At 60.4% G+C, this 19,745-nt stretch carries 10 protein-coding genes and 1 other RNA gene; 3 read left to right on the top strand and 8 right to left on the bottom strand.

Annotated features, from left to right (window positions below; translation table 11 throughout):
- Positions 1-97 precede the first annotated feature (97 nt).
- Positions 98-228: non-coding RNA, RtT sRNA (locus tag ABLU67_RS13945), on the top strand.
- 169 nt (positions 229-397) lie between these two features.
- On the opposite strand, the gene narI is transcribed toward ABLU67_RS13945, so the two are convergent.
- The 5 genes from narI to ABLU67_RS13920 all read right to left on the bottom strand — a co-directional run bounded on the left by narI (position 398) and on the right by ABLU67_RS13920 (position 8,842).
- Entirely contained in the window at positions 398-1,075 is a 678-nt protein-coding gene (narI, locus tag ABLU67_RS13940) for a respiratory nitrate reductase subunit gamma (protein ID WP_014229742.1), read from the bottom strand.
- Positions 1,075-1,785, bottom strand: a complete 711-nt coding sequence (gene narJ / locus ABLU67_RS13935) for a nitrate reductase molybdenum cofactor assembly chaperone (RefSeq protein WP_348852342.1) — start codon at positions 1,783-1,785, stop codon at positions 1,075-1,077. Before narJ ends, narI begins: the two co-directional genes overlap by 1 nt.
- Positions 1,782-3,317, bottom strand: coding sequence for a nitrate reductase subunit beta (narH, locus tag ABLU67_RS13930; RefSeq protein WP_014838755.1), 1,536 nt, complete (start codon positions 3,315-3,317; stop codon positions 1,782-1,784). The genes narJ and narH overlap by 4 nt, the downstream gene beginning before the upstream one ends.
- Positions 3,314-7,057 (bottom strand): nitrate reductase subunit alpha, encoded by a 3,744-nt coding sequence (locus ABLU67_RS13925; protein ID WP_014229745.1) that lies wholly within the window; start codon positions 7,055-7,057, stop codon positions 3,314-3,316. The genes narH and ABLU67_RS13925 overlap by 4 nt, the downstream gene beginning before the upstream one ends.
- Before the next feature lie 396 nt (positions 7,058-7,453).
- Positions 7,454-8,842 (bottom strand): NarK family nitrate/nitrite MFS transporter, encoded by a 1,389-nt coding sequence (locus ABLU67_RS13920; protein ID WP_004851854.1) that lies wholly within the window; start codon positions 8,840-8,842, stop codon positions 7,454-7,456.
- A 311-nt stretch (positions 8,843-9,153) separates the two neighbouring features.
- Here ABLU67_RS13920 and narX point away from each other — a divergent pair, with 311 nt between their 5' ends.
- Together narX and narL are read left to right on the top strand one after the other, a co-directional pair.
- Positions 9,154-10,932 carry a nitrate/nitrite two-component system sensor histidine kinase NarX gene (gene narX, locus ABLU67_RS13915; RefSeq protein ID WP_014229747.1) on the top strand — a complete coding sequence of 593 codons (1,779 nt, stop codon included), beginning with the start codon at positions 9,154-9,156 and terminating at the stop codon, positions 10,930-10,932.
- A gap of 10 nt (positions 10,933-10,942) precedes the next feature.
- Positions 10,943-11,593, top strand: a complete 651-nt coding sequence (gene narL / locus ABLU67_RS13910; RefSeq protein WP_004103129.1) for a two-component system response regulator NarL — start codon at positions 10,943-10,945, stop codon at positions 11,591-11,593.
- Here the strand turns inward: narL and ABLU67_RS13905 are convergent.
- The 3 genes from ABLU67_RS13905 to nirB all read right to left on the bottom strand — a co-directional run bounded on the left by ABLU67_RS13905 (position 11,590) and on the right by nirB (position 19,742).
- Entirely contained in the window at positions 11,590-12,969 is a 1,380-nt protein-coding gene (locus tag ABLU67_RS13905; protein ID WP_033837193.1) for a YchO/YchP family invasin, read from the bottom strand. The genes narL and ABLU67_RS13905 overlap by 4 nt on opposite strands.
- Before the next feature lie 102 nt (positions 12,970-13,071).
- The gene (locus tag ABLU67_RS13900) at positions 13,072-15,672 is read right to left on the bottom strand and encodes a nitrate reductase (RefSeq protein ID WP_196096547.1); all 2,601 of its coding nucleotides are present in this window, start codon (positions 15,670-15,672) and stop codon (positions 13,072-13,074) included.
- Positions 15,672-19,742 (bottom strand): nitrite reductase large subunit NirB, encoded by a 4,071-nt coding sequence (gene nirB / locus ABLU67_RS13895; RefSeq protein WP_348852341.1) that lies wholly within the window; start codon positions 19,740-19,742, stop codon positions 15,672-15,674. Before nirB ends, ABLU67_RS13900 begins: the two co-directional genes overlap by 1 nt.
- Positions 19,743-19,745 lie beyond the last annotated feature (3 nt).

The raw sequence follows: 19,745 nt of genomic DNA, 5'->3' as shown, positions 1-19,745 counted from the left end.
CTGTAAATCTGCCGTCATCGACTTCGAAGGTTCGAATCCTTCCCCCACCACCATCACTTCCATGTCGTATTGAATTCACACTTCGCTCAGTGCCCCATATCCATCCCATGCGGGAAGGATGAGAAGCTTCGACTAAGGTTCGATTCGAGCGGAGCGAGAAAGCGTTGCCGCAGGCAACGACCCGAAGGGCGAGGCGCAACGCGCCGAGTAATCCTTCCCCCACCACCATCACTTCCTTGCAGTACCTCAGCAAAATCAAATTATCAAAACCGTCTTAGTTAGCTCTTTTATTTCTCCAGAACTGATTCTGTATTTCTGCCATATGTGCCCCGCCGGGAGCAGACCGCACAAATGAAAAACCCTGCCGCAGCAGGGTTTAGCTTTACTCGAAATAGAATTAGCGACGGGCGCGAACAATCTGGTATTTGCGCGTCAGGTACTCCACCGGCGCGCTCCAGATATGCACCAGACGGGAGAACGGGAACAGCACAAACAGCGTCATGCCCAGCACCAGGTGCACGCGGAAAATAAACGCCACGCCGTCCAGGTGCGAAGATGCTCCGCCGTGGAAGGTCACCACCGACTGCGCCCAGCCGACCAGCTTCATCATTTCGCTACCGTCCATATGCTGAGCGGAGAACGGAATAGTCAGCAGGCCCAGGGCGCACTGCACCATCAGCAGGGAGAGGATCAGAATATCCGCTCCGGTGGTGGTGGCGCGCACGCGCGGGCTCAGCAGACGACGTTTCAGCAGCAGCAGACCGCCCACCAGCGTCATCACGCCGCAGGCGCCGCCCGCAATCATCGCCATCTTCTGCTTCACGTCGACCGGCAGGAAGGATTCGTACATCCAGTGCGGCGTCAGCATACCGAGAAAGTGACCGGCAAAGATCCCCAGAATCCCGATATGAAACAGGTTCGAAGCCAGATTCATCCCTTTACGGTCCAGCATCTGGCTGGAGGCCGCACGCCAGGTATACTGCCCGTAGTCATAACGCAGCCAGCTTCCCACCAGGAACACCGTACCGGCGATATACGGATAGATGTCAAAGAAGAACATATTCAGGAAGTGCATTATTGCTGTCCTCCGTTAGAGATATTCAAATATTGCGGGGCAACGGCTCCGGCAAAACGACGCTGGTGAGCGGAGATCTCCGACTCGCCGCAGCCCTGATCGGCAAAGAATTTCACCTGTTCTTCTTCCCAGACGGCGTCCAGCGCCTGCGGCGTATCGTCGCGGGCTTCATCGGCGATTTTTTCCGCCACTTTCTGGCTATCGACCTGCGCGTTAGCCAGCTTGAGCAGCAGCTCAAACAGCGCCGCGTAGCCGCTCTCGCGCTGCTGCAGGCGAGCGCTGAGCAGGCCGAGAATCGGCGCGACGTCCTGCAATCCGCCGAGCGCTTCCGCTTCCGGCAGCTGCGCCAGATACTCCAGGTACAGCGGGAGATGATCCGGCAATTCGCGGCTATCCAGCTGCAGACCGTGGCGCTCATACTGCGCCATCAGGTCAACCATCGCCTGGCCGCGATCGCGGGATTCGCCGTGCACGTGCTCAAACAGCAGCAGCGAGGTCGCGCGGCCGCGATCGAACAGTTCGCTGTAGCGAGACTGCGCGTCCAGCACATCCTGAGCGGTCAGGTCACGCAGGAAAACGCTCAGCTTATGGGCATCCTCCGTCGCGAGCTTTTCCGAAGCGGCGATAGCGTCAAACAGCTCCTGCTGATGCTGCCATAAGGCAGCATCAGGGTACTCGAGAAGGCGCGACACAATGACGAGTTCAATCATGGGTGCGGCTCCGTTTTGCTGGTGACGTCGATAGCATCGATACGGCGGCTGTTAAACAGATTGAACTGGCTGTCAGAACCGTGGCAGCCGTCGCCGAAGGTAAAGCCGCAACCGTTTTTCTCCGGGAAGGCGTCGCGGGCCTGCTCGCGGTGGCTGCTCGGCACCACGAAACGGTCTTCGTAGTTAGCGATAGCCAGATAGCGATACATCTCCTGCGCCTGCGCCTCAGTGAGGCCTACCTCTTCCAGCGCCCGGGTATCCAGTACGCCGTCGACGGTTTCCGCGCGTTTGAAGTGGCGCATCGCCAGCATGCGTTTCAGCGCCAGCAGCACCGGCTGGGTATCGCCCGCGGTCAGCAGGTTGGCCAGATACTGAACCGGAATACGCAGGCTTTCCACGTCCGGCAGAATACCGTTGCTGCCCAGTTCCCCCGCGTCGGCGGCCGACTGAATCGGCGACAGAGGCGGCACATACCAGACCATCGGCAGGGTGCGATATTCCGGATGCAGCGGCAGCGCCAGCTTCCAGTCCATCGCCATTTTGTACACCGGCGACTGCTGGGCTGCGTCGATAACGCCCTGCGGCACGCCGTCTTTCAGCGCTTGCTCAATCACTTTCGGGTCGTTCGGGTTGAGGAACACGTCCAGCTGACGCTGATACAGGTCTTTCTCATTCTCCGTGCTGGCGGCATTTTCAATGGCGTCCGCGTCATACAGCAGCACGCCGAGGTAGCGAATACGCCCCACGCAGGTTTCCGAGCAAACGGTCGGCATCCCGGATTCGATACGCGGGTAGCAGAAGATGCACTTCTCCGATTTCCCGCTCTTCCAGTTGAAGTAGATTTTCTTGTACGGACAGCCGGTGATGCACATACGCCAGCCGCGGCACTTGTCCTGGTCGATCAGTACGATGCCGTCTTCTTCACGTTTGTAGATGGCGCCGCTCGGGCAGGTCGCCACGCACGCCGGGTTCAGGCAGTGCTCGCACAGACGCGGTAGATACATCATGAAGGTGTTTTCGAACTGGCCGTACATCGCCTTCTGCATGTTCTCAAAGTTCTGGTCTTTGGCGCGTTTCTCGAACTCGCCACCCAGAATTTCTTCCCAGTTTGGACCGCTGGTGATTTTATCCATCCGCTGGCCGGTGATCAGCGAGCGCGGGCGGGCGATCGGCTGGTGTTTGCTTTCCGGCGCGTTGTGCAGGTTCTGGTAGTCGTAGTCAAACGGCTCGTAGTAGTCGTCGATGCCCGGCAGATGCGGGTTAGCAAAGATTTTACCGAGCAGCATCGCGCGGTTGCCCATGCGCGGCTGTAGCTTGCCGTTGATCTTACGGATCCAGCCGCCCTTCCACTTCTCCTGATTCTCCCAGTCGTTCGGGAAACCGACGCCCGGTTTACTTTCAACGTTGTTGAACCACGCGTACTCCATACCCTCGCGGCTGGTCCAGACGTTTTTACAGGTGACCGAGCAGGTATGACAGCCGATGCACTTATCGAGATTCAGCACCATGCCGACTTGTGAACGAATTTTCATTTTACGCTCTCCTGTACCTGGTCGTTACCTTCGCCATCTAACCAGTTAATATTCTTCATCTTACGTACCACCACGAACTCATCGCGGTTAGACCCTACCGTGCCGTAGTAGTTAAAGCCGTAGGCCAGCTGGGCATAGCCGCCGATCATATGGGTCGGCTTCGGCGTAATACGGGTCACGGAGTTGTGGATCCCGCCGCGCTGCTCGGTGATCTCGGAACCCGGCAGGTTTACGATACGCTCCTGGGCGTGGTACATCATGGTCATCCCGGCCGGCACGCGCTGGCTGACCACCGCGCGGGCGGTCAGCGCGCCGTTGCTGTTGAACACCTCGATCCAGTCGTTATCCTCAATCCCCAGATCTTTGGCGTCCGCTTCGCTCATCCACACAATCGGCCCGCCGCGCGACAGCGTCAGCATCAGCAGGTTGTCGCTGTAGGTGGAGTGGATACCCCACTTCTGGTGCGGCGTCAGGAAGTTCAACGCCTTCTCCGGGTTACCGTTGGATTTCGCCCCCATCACCGTTTTCACCGAACGGGTATCAATTGGCGGACGATAGACCAGCAGGCTTTCGCCAAAATCGCGCATCCACTGGTGATCCTGATACAGCTGCTGGCGGCCGGAAAGCGTACGCCACGGGATCAGTTCGTGAACGTTGGTGTAGCCGGCGTTATAGGAAACGTGCTCATCTTCGAGTCCGGACCAGGTCGGGCTGGAGATAATTTTGCGCGGCTGGGCCTGAATATCGCGGAAGCGGATTTTTTCCTCTTCTTTATTCGTCGCCAGGTGCGTATGGTCGCGACCGGTAAATTCGCTGAGCGCCGCCCAGGCTTTCACCGCCACGTGGCCGTTGGTCTCCGGCGCCAGGGTCAGGATCATCTCTGCCGCATCAATTGCGGTGTTAAGCATCGGCTGGCCTTTCGCCGGGCCGTCCGCTTTGGTGTAGTTGAGCTTGCGCAGCAGATCCATTTCGCTCTGGGTATTCCAGGCGATGCCTTTCCCGCCGTTGCCGATTTTCTCCATCAGCGGGCCGATAGAAGTGAAGCGTTCGTATGTCGCCGGATAATCGCGCTCGACGGTCAGAATATGCGGCGCGGTTTTCCCAGGAATCAGGTCACATTCGCCTTTTTTCCAGTCCTTAACGTCCAGCGGCTGCGCCAGTTCGGCGGCGGAGTCGTGCTGGATAGGCAGCGTCACCACGTCGGTCTCTTTGCCGAGGTGCCCCACGCAGACTTCAGAGAATTTCTTCGCGATATCTTTGTAGATATCCCAGTCGCTTTTCGATTCCCAGGCCGGGTCGACGGCGGCTGATAGCGGATGAATAAACGGATGCATATCCGAGGTATTCATGTCGTCTTTTTCATACCAGGTGGCGGTCGGCAGCACGATGTCGGAATAGAGGCAGGTGCTCGACAGACGGAAATCGAGTGTCACCACCAGATCCAGCTTGCCGTCGAGACCGTTGTCTTTCCACTCCACTTCTTCCGGCTTCACGCCGCCCTGCTTACCGAGATCTTTGCCCTGAATACCGTTTTCCGTACCCAGCAGGTACTTCAGCATGTACTCGTGGCCCTTACCGGAGGAGCCCAGCAGGTTAGAACGCCAGATAAACAGGTTGCGCGGATGGTTTTTACCGTTTTCCGGCTGCTCTGCGGCAAAGCGAATGGAACCCTCTTTCAGGGATTTGACGGTGTAATCGACCGGCGTCATGCCCGCTTTCTTCGCCTCTTCCGCGATGCGCAGCGGGTTGGTGCCCAGCTGCGGCGCCGACGGCAGCCAGCCCATACGTTCAGCGCGCACGTTGAAGTCAATCAGGTGGCCGCTGTAGCGGGATTTATCCGCTAACGGCGACAGCAGCTCCTGCGCGGTCACGGTTTCGTAGCGCCACTGGCTGGAGTGGTTATAGAAGTACGACGTGCTGTTCATATGACGCGCCGGACGCTGCCAGTCGAGAGCAAACGCCAGCGGCTGCCATCCGGTCTGCGGACGCAGTTTTTCCTGGCCGACATAGTGCGCCCAGCCGCCGCCGCTCTGACCGACGCAGCCGCAGAAGATCAGCATATTGATAAGACCGCGATAGTTCATATCGAGGTGGAACCAGTGGTTCAGACCGGCGCCGACGATAATCATCGAACGGCCGTGGGTCTTATCGGCGTTATCGGCAAACTCCCGCGCGGTACGGATAATGTGCGCCCGGGAAACGCCGGTGATTTTCTCCGCCCACGCTGGGGTATACGCTTTGACGTCATCGTAGCTGCTGGCGCAGTTTTCATCGCCAAGACCGCGATCCAGACCGTAGTTCGCCATGGTCAGGTCGTAGACGGTGGTGACCAGCACGCTAGAGCCATCGGCCTTCTGCAGGCGTTTGACCGGCAGTTTGTGCAGCAGCACGTTTTCCAGCTCGACTTTATTAAAGTGCTCGGTGCCTTCGCCGCCAAAATACGGGAAGCCGACGTTGGCGATATCGTCGTGGCCGCCCAGCAGGCTCAGGCGCAGCTCAACGTCTTCGCCGGTTTTGCCGTCGCGCTGTTCCAGGTTCCACTTGCCTTTGTCGCCCCAGCGGAAGCCGATAGAGCCGTTCGGTACGGTGATTTCGCCCTTCTCATCAAAAGCGACGGTTTTCCATTCCGGGTTCGTTTCCTGACCTAATGCATCCACCAGGTCAGCCGCGCGCAGCATGCGGCCCGCCGCGTAATAGCCGTCGCGCTCTTCAAGCATCACCAGCATCGGCATGTCGGTGTAGCGGCGCACGTAATCGGTGAAATACTGGCTCGGTTTGTCGAGATGGAACTCGCGCAGCATGACGTGGCCCATCGCCAGCGCCATCGCCGCATCGGTACCCTGCTTCGGCGCCAGCCACAGATCGCAGAGCTTGGCGATTTCGGCGTAGTCAGGGGTGATGGCAACGGTTTTGGTACCTTTGTAGCGCACTTCGGTAAAGAAGTGGGCATCCGGGGTACGGGTCTGCGGAACGTTGGAACCCCAGGCGATAATATAGCTGGAGTTATACCAGTCGGCGGATTCCGGCACGTCGGTCTGCTCGCCCCAGGTCTGCGGTGACGCAGGCGGCAGGTCGCAGTACCAGTCGTAGAAGCTCAGGCAGGTGCCGCCGATCAGCGACAGATAGCGCGCGCCGGAGGCATAGGAGACCATTGACATCGCCGGAATAGGCGAGAAGCCGGCCACGCGGTCCGGGCCGTAGGTTTTGACGGTGTAGACGTTAGAGGCGGCAATCAGCTCGTTCACTTCCTGCCAGGACGAACGCACGAAACCGCCGCGGCCGCGCGCCTGCTTAAAGCTTTTCGCTTTGTCGGCGTCTTCAATAATAGAGGCCCAGGCATCCACCGGATCGCTGTGCTGAACTTTCGCTTCACGCCACATTTTCATCAGGCGTTTGCGCATCAGCGGATACTTCAGGCGGTTGGCGCTGTAAAGATACCAGGAGTAGCTGGCACCGCGCGGGCAGCCGCGCGGCTCGTGGTTTGGCATATCCGGACGGGTGCGCGGATAGTCTGTCTGCTGGGTTTCCCAGGTAACCAGGCCATTTTTGACATAAATCTTCCAGCTGCACGAACCGGTGCAGTTGACACCGTGGGTGGAGCGCACAACTTTATCGTGCTGCCAACGTTGACGGTATCCATCCTCCCAGTCCCGGTTGGTTTTTAGAAGCTGGCCGTGCCCATCGGCAAAGGTTTCACCCTTCTGTTTGAAGTAGCGAAACCGGTCCAGGAATTTACTCATCGGGTCTCTCCTGTGTGGAGCCTGACGGCTCTCTGATAAATCGACATTGCTGGATTTGCAGCGAAGGTAACGCTATGAAAGAGGGAGAGAATTGATAACGATCAAGACGATATGGCTTATAAAAACGGGTTAACACAGTAATTACCACCAAAGTAGTATTTATTTCTATTTTTTATTTTATTGATTAACAAAGATATTTTTCATAAAAGCCTGCAGAAAATAAGGATTAGCGATCCGCCATGGTATTAAGGGGTAGATACCCCTGAAGTCATTTTTTCTGTGACTTCAGGGGGCTTTTAAAATTACCCCATACCATTAGTATGTTGTAACTAAAAAATAAACGCTAAAAAGGGCGCAAATACCGTTGCGCCCTTTGCAGAAACTCAGAAAGAAATATTATTTCTGCTTGCGTCCGTAGACTGCCCAGGTAATCACCACGCAGGCGATATAGAACACCAGGAAGACCTTCATAGCGCCGGCCGGTGAGCCGGTTAAATCCAGCGAAATACCAAACGCTTTTGGAATAAAGAAGCCGCCAATCGCGCCAATCGCCGAAATAAAGCCCAGCGCCGCCGCCGTATCGGTCGCCGCTTCACGCATGGCCTGCGCTTCGCTGCCGCCCTGCGCCTTAACGCGATCCATGGTCATTTTGCGGAAGATAACCGAGATCATCTGGAAGGTAGACGCGCTGCCCAGACCGGCGGTCAGGAACAGCACCATAAATACCGCGAAGAAGGCAATAAAGTTGCCGCCCTCGCCGTGGGTCGGCAGCGTCAGGAACAGCAGGCCGCAGAAGATAGCCATAACCACGAAGTTCACCAGCGTCACGCGAGTCCCGCCGAGGCGGTCGGAGATCGCCCCGCCGGTCGAGCGCGCCAGGGCGCCGATAAACGGCCCGAAGAACGCGTAATGCAGAATCTGCACATCCGGAAACTGGGTCTTCGACAGCATGGCGAAGCCCGCCGAGAAGCCGATAAACGAGCCGAAGGTGGCAAGATAGAGCAGCGCCATAATCCACAGATGGGCGCGCTTCAGTACCGGTAGCTGCTCGCTCAGCGACGCCTTCGACGCCGACAGATCGTTCATAAAGAACCACGCCGCCAGGGTGAAGATAATCAGGAACGGCACCCAGATCCACGCCGCGTTTTCCAGATACAGCATGGAGCCGTCCGGCTGCTCGCTGCCGGTACCACCAAAGACGGCGAAGATCGACAGCGAAATCACCAGAGGGGCAACCAGCTGCATTACGCTGACGCCCATGTTCCCGAGGCCGCCGTTGATGCCCAGCGCGCCGCCCTGCTTCTGTTTCGGAAAGAAGAAGCTGATGTTAGCCATACTGGAAGCAAAGTTCGCCCCCGCAAAACCGCAGAGCAGAGAAATAATCACGAAAACGCTGAAGGGCGTAGAGGTATCCTGTACCGCGAAGCCTAACCAGACGCAGGGCACGATCATGATCCCGGTACTGAACGCGGTCCAGCGACGTCCGCCGAACAGCGGCACCATAAACGCGTAAGGCACGCGCAGCAGCGCGCCGGAGAGCGCCGGGAGCGCGGTCAGCATAAACAACTGGTCGGTGGTAAACTGAAAGCCGACTTTATTCAGGTTGACGGCAACGGCGCTGAACAACATCCAGACGCAGAATGCCAGCAAAAGACACGGGACGGAGATCCACAGATTGCGGCTGGCGACGCGATGACCGCGCTGCTGCCAGAATTCAGGATCTTCGGGACGCCAGTCGCTAATGACTGAACTGTTAGTCTTCTCCGGGATTGAAGAGTGACTCATAGACACCTCTAATAATTCATATTAACCCTGGCTACCTTATGGGTTACAGGCGGCGGTAAGTTGATATAAATCAAAGGAAAAGTTGGCGCTAATTTGGCTAAAAAAAACGCATCACCCGAAGTGAGTAGCTATTTCTGCGTAAAAAAGTGTGGTTTTTCACGCCAGTGCTGGCATTGTCCGAACGTCTGCCACCAGCCCATCACACCCTGACAATTAAGGGGTAATCCTTTGGGGGTATGGGTATACTCCAGGGGATGTCCGAGAATAAGCGCCACTCCCGGATGATTTGCCGGTCAGGAGCCTCATACCCCATGTTGAAACGTCTTTTTACGCCGCTAACGCTGGTTAATCAACTCGCGTTAATCGTTCTGTTAGCCACGGTCATCGGCGTCGCCGGAATGGCGATCTCTTCTCGCCTGGTGCACGGCGTTCAGGGCAGCGCGCATGCGATTAATAAAGCCGGCTCGCTGCGCATGCAGAGCTACCGCCTGCTGGCGGCAGTACCGCTGGGCGAGAGCGATCAAAAGCTGCTCGATGAAATGACGGCCACCGTTTTTAGCCCGGAACTGCAGTACGCCGCCCGCCATGACGATCAGCAGCGCCAGCTTCAGGCGTTACAGCACTACTGGCAGCTGGAGCTGGCGCCGGGAATGCGCAGGGCGCAAAATCAGGCCTCGGTCGCGACGGATGTCGCTGGCTTTGTCGATCGCATCGACCAACTGGTGACCGCTTTCGATCACACCACCGAGGAGCGGATTAAACACGTGGTCTGGATCCAGCGCATCATGGCCGTGGGGATGGCGCTGCTGCTGGTGTTTACCATCGTCTGGCTGCGCGCCCGCCTGCTACGCCCGTGGAAACAGCTGCTCGGCATGGCCCGAGCGGTGAGCCGACGCGATTTTACCCAGCGCGCGCAGATTAGCGGACGCAACGAGATGGCGACGCTCGGTATGGCGCTGAACAATATGTCTGAAGAGCTGGCGGAGAGCTATTCGGTGCTTGAACGCCGGGTGCAGGAAAAAACCGCCGGTCTGGAGCAGAAAAACGAGATCCTCGCCTTCCTGTGGCAGGCCAACCGCCGACTGCACTCGAACGCGCCGCTCTGCGAGCGCATTTCGCCCGTTCTTAACGGGTTACAGGGGCTAACCCTGCTGCGCGATATTGAAGTTCGCGTTTACGATATGGAAGATGAAGACAACCATCAGGAGTTTTCCTGCCACTCCGATATTCAGTGCGACGACAGAGGCTGCTATCTGTGTCCGCGCGATCTGCCGCCGCTGCCGGATACCGGCACCACCTTAAAATGGCGGCTGTCGGATGCCCATAATCAGTACGGTATTTTGCTGGCCACCCTGCCCGCCGGGCGGCATCTGAGCCACGATCAGCAGCAGCTGGTGGATACGCTGGTTGAACAACTCACCGGCACCCTCGCCCTCGATCGCCATCAGGAGCGCCAGCAGCAGCTTATCGTGATGGAGGAGCGCGCCACTATCGCCCGCGAGCTCCACGACTCCATCGCCCAGTCGCTCTCCTGTATGAAAATGCAGGTTAGCTGCCTGCAGATGCAGGGCGACGATCTGCCGGAAGCGAGCCGCCAGCTGCTGGGGCAAATCCGTAATGAACTCAATACCTCCTGGGCCCAGCTGCGCGAACTGCTGACGACCTTCCGGCTACAGCTCACCGAACCGGGGCTGCGCCCGGCGCTGGAGGCCAGCTGCCGGGAATACAGCGCCCACTTCGGTTTTACGGTACGCCTGGATTATCAGCTGCCGCCGCGTTTTGTTCCATCGCATCAGGCCATTCATCTGCTGCAAATCGCCCGGGAAGCGCTCAGCAACGCGCTGAAACACGCCAATGCCACCGACGTCAGCGTTACCGTGGCGTTGCGGGACAATCAGGTCCGGCTGACGGTGGCCGATAACGGTCGCGGCGTGCCGGATCACGCGGAGCGCAGCAACCACTACGGCCTGATTATCATGCGCGATCGCGCGCAGAGTCTGCGCGGGGACTGTCAGGTTCGGCGTCGAGAAACCGGCGGTACCGAAGTGGTGGTCACTTTTATCCCTGAAAAATCGTTTTCAATCCAATAAGGAGAACTTCATGAGTCAACAGGAACGGGCAACCATCCTTCTCATCGACGATCACCCGATGCTGCGCACCGGCGTCAAACAGCTGATCAGCATGGCCCCGGACATCCAGGTTATCGGCGAAGCCAGCAACGGCGAGCAAGGGATTGCGATGGCGGAATCATTAGATCCCGATTTGATTCTGCTGGATCTCAATATGCCGGGCATGAACGGTCTGGAAACCCTCGACAAGCTGCGCGAAAAGTCGCTTTCCGGCCGCGTGGTGGTATTTAGCGTTTCCAATCATGAAGAAGATGTGGTTACCGCCCTGAAACGCGGCGCCGACGGCTATCTGCTGAAGGATATGGAACCGGAAGATCTGCTGAAGGCGCTGCAGCAGGCCGCGGCAGGCGAAATGGTGCTCAGCGAAGCGTTAACCCCGGTGCTGGCTGCCAGCCTGCGCGCTAATCGCGCCACCTCGGACCGCGACATCAGCCAGCTGACCCCGCGCGAGCGCGATATTCTCAAGCTGATTGCCCAGGGCCTGCCGAACAAAATGATCGCCCGCCGTCTGGACATCACCGAAAGTACCGTCAAAGTCCACGTCAAGCATATGCTCAAGAAAATGAAGCTGAAATCGCGCGTGGAAGCGGCGGTTTGGGTCCATCAGGAGCGCGTATTCTAGGGCAGATGTTGCCACGAAACGCCCTCGGCCGGTACCCGTACCAACGGCTCAGTCAGCGCCAGTGCGATCTCATTGGATGAGACGCGCTGACCCGTTTTATCCTCCACCACCAGCGAAAGATGCCAGCGGTTGCTCGCCCCGGCTTCGCTGCTCCAGCGCGGCATAATCACGGTCCAGCCGTCCGTACTGTTCGCCTCAATTGGCGATGTCAGGCTTAGCGCCTGGGTGTCCCCCTGCCAGCTCAGCGACTTAATGCCGTGCAGGCTGCGAATCTGCAGTTTCAGCTGCACCGTCTCCCCCGGCTGAAGATCCCAGGGCGGCGTCGCCAGATAAACCGACAGCGTTTTACGCTGGCGATATTCAACGACCGGCAGGTTATCCCGTTCCGGGCTGTCGTAGCGGCTGCCGCGAAGCGATCGGCTAACGGCGACTTCATCGGCCGCCAGCTGCTGCTTCAGCGGGACGCCGAAGCGATAGTTCAGCTTCAGCCCAACATCATTTTGGCTGACGCCGCTCTCGCCCTGCTTATGCTTAGCCGTGACCGTGACCAGCGGAACGGGAGTGTAATTCAGCCCCACCGACACCGCGACCGGGTTATGGTAGCCGGTACCCGAATGGAACAGATCGACGCTATCGCCAAAATACTGCTCCACGCTGACGCTGGTATTAATGTGCTGATAAAACGGCAGCCGCGCCTGGGCGGTCACATCGTAGCCGCTCGCCATACGCTGCTGCTGGGTCAGGCTACTCCCCTGCTGCCAGCCGCCGAGCGGCTGGTAGTAGTTCGCCGACAGGCGCAGCGACTCGCCCCAGGCTTCGGCCCCAACGCTGCCGCGCGCCATCCGATCGTCCAGAGCTTTATCGTAGAAAGAGTTGTAGCCCAGCAGCCAGGAGCCCATCCGCCAGCGCTGGCCGAGACCAATATTGCCGACCAGACCCGTATCCCGCTGGGTGACCGAGTACTGATTCCAGGTAAGGTAGTCGCCGTTATCCTGCAGAGGGACAAACCAGCTCCCTTTGCTGCCGGTAAAATTGCCCTCTTTATCCACCAGCAGATCGACGTTGGCGTTGCCCCACGGCGAAAGCCAGTTCTCCAGCTGGTGGCTGACCTCGTTCCCCAGTTTACCGATGGCAAATACTCGCGCCTGTTCGCTGGTTGTCAGCCCGTTATCGCTCATACTGGCTTCGCCAAATTTCTTCGCCATCTCGGCAAAGTGCTTTGCGTCGTCGTCGACCTGCGGCGCCAGGCCGAGGTCGGGTAAGCTCTCAGGCGCGCCGGAGAACGCCTGATTGTCCTGCAGCGCGCGGGCGGGCGCGCCTGCCAGCAGCAGAAGAAGCGGTAAATACGGGGTTATGCGGAACGACAAGGAGCTCAAATCGGTTACGTCTACTCACGAAGTGGTGGCGGCAAAACCTAAGTTTATCGTTTTTTGCCCGCCCTCGCAGCCTCTGGCGCGATTCCAGGAATATGCTGAATCTCAGGCCTGAACCCGCTTCGCCGCCAGCAGCGCCTTAAGCTCCGGGAGACAGGAACCGCAGCTGGTGCCGCATTTGAGTTTCGCCCCCAGCGCGGCAGGCGTACGGCAGCCGCTGGCAATCGCTTCGCCTATCGCCCGTTCGCCCACGCTAAAGCAGCTGCAGATAATGCGCCCGCGCGGCATCTCATCGCCGCCTTTTCTGCCGCTCAATAGTGCATGGCGCCGGGCGGCGTTCTGCGGCGGGGTGCGAAACGCGGCGTGAATCCACTCGGCATCAATAGCCGGCTCGCTGGCGTCGCTCCACCAGCCGAGCATCAGCTCTCCCCCCTGCCACGCCAGCAGGTTCCAGACGTTGCCGCCTTCGGCTACCTGCATCTGCCATCCCTGCCGCTGACACCAGCCCACAAGCCAGTCGCGGGAGCGGGTATCCCCCGCCAGCGAAAGATGGATAACGCCCTGCGCCGCCCGCCGCCGCCAGTGCAGCGAGGCGGGGAGCGGAACCGGCTGGCGAGCAAAAAGCTCGCCTTTCCACGCCGGCAGCCAGGCGGCTATCGCTACCGCCGCCTGTTTACTTTCCGGCTGCCCGGAGTGCGGGTCGGTGACCGCCCTCAGCAGGTTATTCACCCGTCCCTGGCGAGCATACTGATCATTCCAGTGCATCGGCACAAACAGCGATCCGGGACGCTGGCCAGCGCTGATTGTCACTTTTGCTACCATCACCCCATTCGGTGAGCGGACCCGCGCCAGTTCACCTTCCAGCAGCTGATAGCGCGTCGCGTCCGCTGGCGCGACTTCCACCACCGGTTCGCTAATATGCTGCATCAGACGCGGCACCGCGCCAGTGCGGGTCATGGTGTGCCACTGATCGCGGATCCGCCCGCTGTTGAGGATCAGCGGATAGAACGCATCGGTGACCGCCCGAGTGGGCTGTGGTGTCACCGGGACCATGCGCAGTTTGCCGCTGCGGTGCCACCCCTTGAGCAAACCCCAGCTTGCATGGCTGCGGCTCACCGGCCAGCGCACCGGTTCCAGCGCATCCCACGCTTCGCGGCTGAGATCCGCCAGTCCGCCGATGTCAAACGCCCGCTGGCCATCGTTTTCATATCCTGAAAGCGCGGCGTGTTCGCTGAACACCTCGTGCGGATGCTGCCAGGCAAAGGCGGAGCCGAAGCCCAGCGCCTGGGCCACGCGGGCGACGATCCACCAGTCGGCTCTGGCCTCCCCCGGCGGCGGCATGAAAGCGCGCTGGCGTGAGATCCGCCGTTCGGAGTTGGTTACCGTGCCGCTCTTCTCTCCCCACGCCAGCGCGGGAAAGCGGATATGGGCAAAGCGTCCGGTATCGGTAGCGGCGGCGACGTCGGAAACGATGACCAGCGGACAGGCCGCCAGCGCTTCGCTTACCGCATGGCTGTCCGGCAGCGACACCACCGGATTGGTGCCCATAATCCACACCGCTTTCACCTCGCCGCGGCCAATGGCGGCGAACAGATCCACCGCCGTCAGCCCCGGCGTTTGCGCCAGACGTTCGGTCCCCCAGAAGCGCGCCAGACGCCGTAAATCATCGGTTTCAAAATTCATATGCGCCGCCAGCATGGTCGCCAGCCCGCCCACCTCGCGCCCGCCCATGGCGTTAGGTTGTCCGGTCAGCGAAAAAGGCCCGCAGCCCGGGCGGCCAAATTTCCCGCTCGCCAGGTGAACGTTGATGATAGCGTTGCATTTATCGCTGCCGCTGGCGGATTGGTTAATCCCCATGGTATAGAGCGTGATGGCGCGCGGAGCGGCGATAAACTCGCTGTAGAACTCGGCGACCTGCTGTCGCGGCAGGCCGCAGAACTGCGCTACTTTGTTGATGTTCCAGTTCCGGGCGATAGCCAGCGCCTGCGGCGCATCGCTGAAATCACCGCTGATGGCGCCGCTGGCGGCAATGGCGTTCAGCAGGCCGACAAACAGCCCGCCGTCGCTGCCGGGAGCCAGCGCCAGATGCCGGTCCGCGATATCGCAGGTGGCGGTCCGACGCGGATCAATGACCACCACCCGCATCTGCGGATTGTCGCGCTTCGCCTGCGCCAGCCGCTGATAGAGTACCGGATGCGCCCAGGCGGCGTTCGACCCGACCAGCACCACCAGATCGCTGTTTTCCACGTCCTCATAGCTGCACGGCACCACATCAGCGCCCAGCGCCCGTTTGTAGCCGGTAACCGCTGAAGACATGCACAGCCGCGAATTGGTATCGATATTTGCCGCGCCGATAAACCCCTTCATCAGCTTATTCGCCGCGTAGTAGTCTTCGGTCAGCAGCTGGCCGGAGGCATAAAACGCCACCGCCTGCGGCCCGTGACGGTCGATGACCTCCCGCAGGCGCGAACCCGCCGCCGCCAGCGCCTGGGTCCAGGTTGCGCGCTCGCCGTCGACTTCCGGGAAGAGCAATCTTCCCGCCAGGCCGACGGTTTCGCCCAGCGCCGCCCCCTTCACGCACAGGCGTCCAACGTTTGCCGGGTGCTGCTCATCCCCGCGTACGGTAACCTGGCCATCGGCATTCAGGCTGGCGATAACGCCGCAGCCGACTCCGCAATAGGGACACGTGGTCCTGGTTTCCGTCATCAGGAGGCCTCCGCGCGCGCCAGCAGCTGCTGGTTGCCAACCCACACTTTACCGTTCTCCACTTTGACCGGCCAGGCGCGTACCGCCAGTTCGCCGCCGTCGCACTGGCGGCCATCGCGCAGGCGGATGCGCTGCTTATACAGAGGCGAAATCACGATCGGTTCGCCGCCCGCATCGCCAAGCAGGCCGCGCGACAAAACGTTGGCCTCGCTGCCCGGTTCAAGGTTATCGAGGGCATACACCTGGTCGCCGAAGCGGAACAGCGCAATCTGCCGCTCGCCGAGCCGCGCGCCAATCCCCGCCTGCTGTGGAATGGCGTCGAGATCGCAAATGGCCTGCCACGGGCGGGACGGCAGCGCCGGTTCGGCCTGCGCCGCGAACGGGGCCAGCTGCGGCTGGCCGCGCAGGGTTTGCCGCTGTACGCTTTCGTCCGGCTCATCGCTGTTCACGTAGGAGCGGAACAGCGCCAGCCGCTGCGGATCGTTAAGGGTGGTTTGCCATTCGCACTGGTAGCTCTCGACCACCCGCGCCATCTCCTGCTCCAGCTCTTCGCCGATGCCGAGGCTGTCTTCGAGGATCACGTCGCGCAGATAGTCGACCCCGCCTTCAAGGTTGTCCATCCAGGTACTGGTGCGCTGCAGGCGATCCGCGGTACGAATGTAGAACATCAGCAGCCGATCAATACTGCGAATAAGGGTGGCCTCATCAAGATCGCTGGCGAACAGGTCGGCATGGCGCGGCTTCATGCCGCCGTTGCCGCAAACGTACAGGTTCCAGCCCTTCTCCGTGGCGATAACCCCAATATCTTTCCCTTGGGCTTCCGCGCATTCGCGGGTACAGCCGGAGACGGCCATTTTAATTTTGTGCGGCGCGCGCAGCCCCTTGTAGCGATGTTCGAGGGTGACCGCCAGGCCGGTGGAATCCTGGACGCCGTAGCGGCACCAGGTCGAACCGACGCAGGATTTCACCGTCCGCAGGGATTTGCCGTAGGCGTGGCCGGTTTCAAATCCCGCCTCGGCCAGCTCGCGCCAGATTGCCGGGAGCTGCTCCAGGCGCGCGCCGAACAGGTCGATACGCTGGCCGCCGGTCACTTTACTGTATAGCTGATAGCGTTTGGCGATCTGGCCGATCGCAATCAGCCCGTCCGGCGTCACCTCTCCCGCCGCCATGCGCGGCACCACCGAATAGGTGCCGTCTTTCTGAATATTGGCGAAGTAGCGATCGTTGGTGTCCTGAAGCGGCAGATGCGCCGGCTTCAGCAGATATTCATTCCAGCAGGAGGCCAGCACCGAGGCCACCAGAGGTTTACAGACTTCACAGCCGTGGCCGTGTCCATAGCGGGCAATCAGCTGTTCGAAGGTGCGGATATGGTTGACGCGTACCAGGTGATAGATCTCCTGCCGCGACCACGGAAAGTGCTCGCAGATATCCTTTTTAACTTCGACGCCCTGCCCGGCAAGCTGGTACTCCATCACCTGTTTCACCAGCGCGCTACAGCCGCCGCAGCCGGTCGCCGCTTTAGTGCAGCTTTTTATCGCCGCCATATCGCCCGCGCCGCCGCTCACCGCCTGGCAGATATCGCCTTTGCTGACGTTGTGACAGGAGCAAATCTGCGCGCTGTCCGGCAGCGCCGCTACCCCGAGCGCTTTTGGCGCGCTGCCCTCACGCGCCGGAAGGATCAGGCTTTCCGGGTGTTTGGGTAAAGCCATCCCGTTAAGCATCATCTGTAGCAGCGTGGCATAGTCGCTGGCATCCCCGACCAGCACCCCGCCGAGCAGTTTTTTGCCCTCCGCGCTGACCACGATTTTTTTGTAGATCTGCTGCGGCCCATCAGTCCACTGATAGCTCTGACAGCCCGGCGTGCGCCCCTGGGCGTCGCCGAACGAGGCGACATCGACGCCCAGCAGCTTTAGCTTAGTGCTCATATCCGCGCCGCTAAAGCAGCCCGCCTCGCCCGCAAGGGTGGCCGCCGCGGCGCGCGCCATCTGATAGCCGGGCGCCACCAGACCATAAATTTTGTTTTCCCACAGGGCGCATTCGCCGATCGCCAGTACGTCCGGGTCGGAGGTACGGCACTGGTTGTCGATGCATATGCCGCCACGTTCGCCTACGTTCAGTCCGCCGCTGCGCGCCAGCGCGTCCTGGGGGCGAATACCGGCGGAGAACACCAGCATATCGGTCGCCAGCGAGCTGCCGTCGGCGAAGTTCAGCTGCAGCCCCTGCTCATTGCGCACAATTTCCGTCGTCGCCTTGCTGGTATGCACCCCGACGCCCAGTTGGCTGATTTTTTCCCGCAGCATCGCCGCGCCGCCGTTGTCCAGCTGCACCGCCATCAGGTTCGGCGCAAACTCGACAACGTGAGTTTCCAGCCCCAGCTGCTTCAGCGCGTTGGCCGCTTCCAGCCCGAGCAGGCCGCCGCCGATAACCACACCCCGTCGGGCGGTTGCGGCGCGGGCGGCAATCTGGTCGAGGTCGTCTAGCGTACGATAAACAAAACAGCCCTCGAGATTATGACCCGGCACCGGCGGAACAAACGGGTAAGACCCCGTCGCCAGCACCAGCTTATCCCAGTGGGTTTCGTGGCCGAAGGCATCGCGCACCACCCGCGCTTCGCGGTCGATGCTAGCGACCGATTCGCTCAGGCGCAGCTCAATACCGTGCTGAGCGAAAAAATCGCCCTCAACCAGCGACAGCGATTCCGCGCTGCGTCCGGCGAAATATTCCGTCAGATGAACCCGGTCGTAAGCGGCATAGCGCTCCTCGCAGAACACCACAATCCGGTACTGTTGATGAAGGTGACGGTCGACGCATTGCTCAAGAAAATGGTGGCCGACCATACCGTGTCCGACCAGCACTAATACAGGTTTTGTCATCGTAGTTTGTCCCGCAGCGCGCGGCTGCATCGTTGAAGAGGGATCGAAGAGCCACTCTGCCGGCGCCGGCGCATGCGCCCCCAGCAGAGCGGTGAGGGGCGCGGCGCTGCTGCAATCGCCCAGCAGCAGTACGCCGCGCAGCTTGCCGTCGCGCAGCAGCAGGCGACGGTAGTGGCGGTCCAGCGGATCCCAGCTGGTATATACGTCATCCTGTTCGGCGGCCCGCAGCTCGCCGGCGCTGAAGAGCTCAATGCCGGTGACCTTCAGGCGGGTGCCGCTGTCCTGCCAGCTGAAATCCTCGCCAGGGGTCGCGCACAGGCGGTCCGCCAGCACCTCCGCCTGGCGCAGACACGGTGCCACCAGCCCCCAGGTCTGACCGTCGATTTCACAGCACTCGCCGATGGCGCTGACGCCCGGCTGCGCGGTTGCCAGCTGGCGGTCAACGAGGATTCCGCGGGCGCAGGCCAGCCCGCTGCGCTCGGCCAGCCGTTTGTTCGGCTGCACGCCGGTCGCCAGCACCACCCGCGAGGCGGCAAACGCGCGGCCGTCCTCCAGCCGCACCTGATGTTCATCAATAGCGGCGATACGGCTCTCCATCACGCAGCGAATCCCGCGCTCGGCAAGCAGCATTTGCAGCTGCTCGCCGGCAAAAGCATCGATTTGCTGCTCCATCAGCCCGCTTCCGCGATGGAGCAAAGTGACACTGTCACAATGACGCCGCAGCGCCGCGGCGGCCTCTACGCCGAGTACGCCGCCGCCAATGACCACCGCCGGGCCGTCGATGGCCAGGATGCCCTCAACGTCCGCCAGGGTGCGGAAAGCAAAAACGTGCGGCTGGGTGATACCCGGCAGCGGCGGCAGAAACGGCAGCGAGCCGGTGGCGAACACCAGCTCATCCCAGCCCAGTTCGCCTGCGGTGGTTTGCAGCGTACGGGCCGCAATATCCACCGCCGTAACCGTTTCACCGGCGCGTACCGTCACGTTATGCCGCGGATACCACGACGCGGGCAGCAGCAGCGTCTCGCTTGCCGCTTTTTCGGCGCCAAGCACCGGCGACAGATGAATGCGGTTATAGGCCTGGCACGGCTCATCGCCGATGAGGGTGATGCTAAACCGCTGCGCATCGCGCTCCACCAGCGCCTGCGCCAGGCGCGTGGCCGCCATACCGTTGCCAATAATCACCAGTTGCCGCCTCATCGC

Origin of the sequence: Klebsiella sp. GN_Kp190 (genome assembly GCF_040061795.1) — a bacterium.
Lineage (GTDB): Bacteria > Pseudomonadota > Gammaproteobacteria > Enterobacterales > Enterobacteriaceae > Klebsiella > Klebsiella michiganensis.
Note: the sequence above shows the minus strand (reverse complement) of the source record. Positions and strands in the feature narration are given on the sequence as shown.

Excerpts from the sequence above, each read along its gene's own strand:
- narI (WP_014229742.1), bottom strand. The coding sequence starts at position 1,075 with ATGCACTTCCTGAATATGTTCTTCTTTGACATCTATCCGTATATCGCC.
- narJ (WP_348852342.1), bottom strand. The coding sequence starts at position 1,785 with ATGATTGAACTCGTCATTGTGTCGCGCCTTCTCGAGTACCCTGATGCT.
- narH (WP_014838755.1), bottom strand. The coding sequence starts at position 3,317 with ATGAAAATTCGTTCACAAGTCGGCATGGTGCTGAATCTCGATAAGTGC.
- ABLU67_RS13925 (WP_014229745.1), bottom strand. The coding sequence starts at position 7,057 with ATGAGTAAATTCCTGGACCGGTTTCGCTACTTCAAACAGAAGGGTGAA.
- ABLU67_RS13920 (WP_004851854.1), bottom strand. The coding sequence starts at position 8,842 with ATGAGTCACTCTTCAATCCCGGAGAAGACTAACAGTTCAGTCATTAGC.
- narX (WP_014229747.1), top strand. The coding sequence starts at position 9,154 with ATGTTGAAACGTCTTTTTACGCCGCTAACGCTGGTTAATCAACTCGCG.
- narL (WP_004103129.1), top strand. The coding sequence starts at position 10,943 with ATGAGTCAACAGGAACGGGCAACCATCCTTCTCATCGACGATCACCCG.
- ABLU67_RS13900 (WP_196096547.1), bottom strand. The coding sequence starts at position 15,672 with ATGACGGAAACCAGGACCACGTGTCCCTATTGCGGAGTCGGCTGCGGC.
- nirB (WP_348852341.1), bottom strand. The coding sequence starts at position 19,742 with ATGAGGCGGCAACTGGTGATTATTGGCAACGGTATGGCGGCCACGCGC.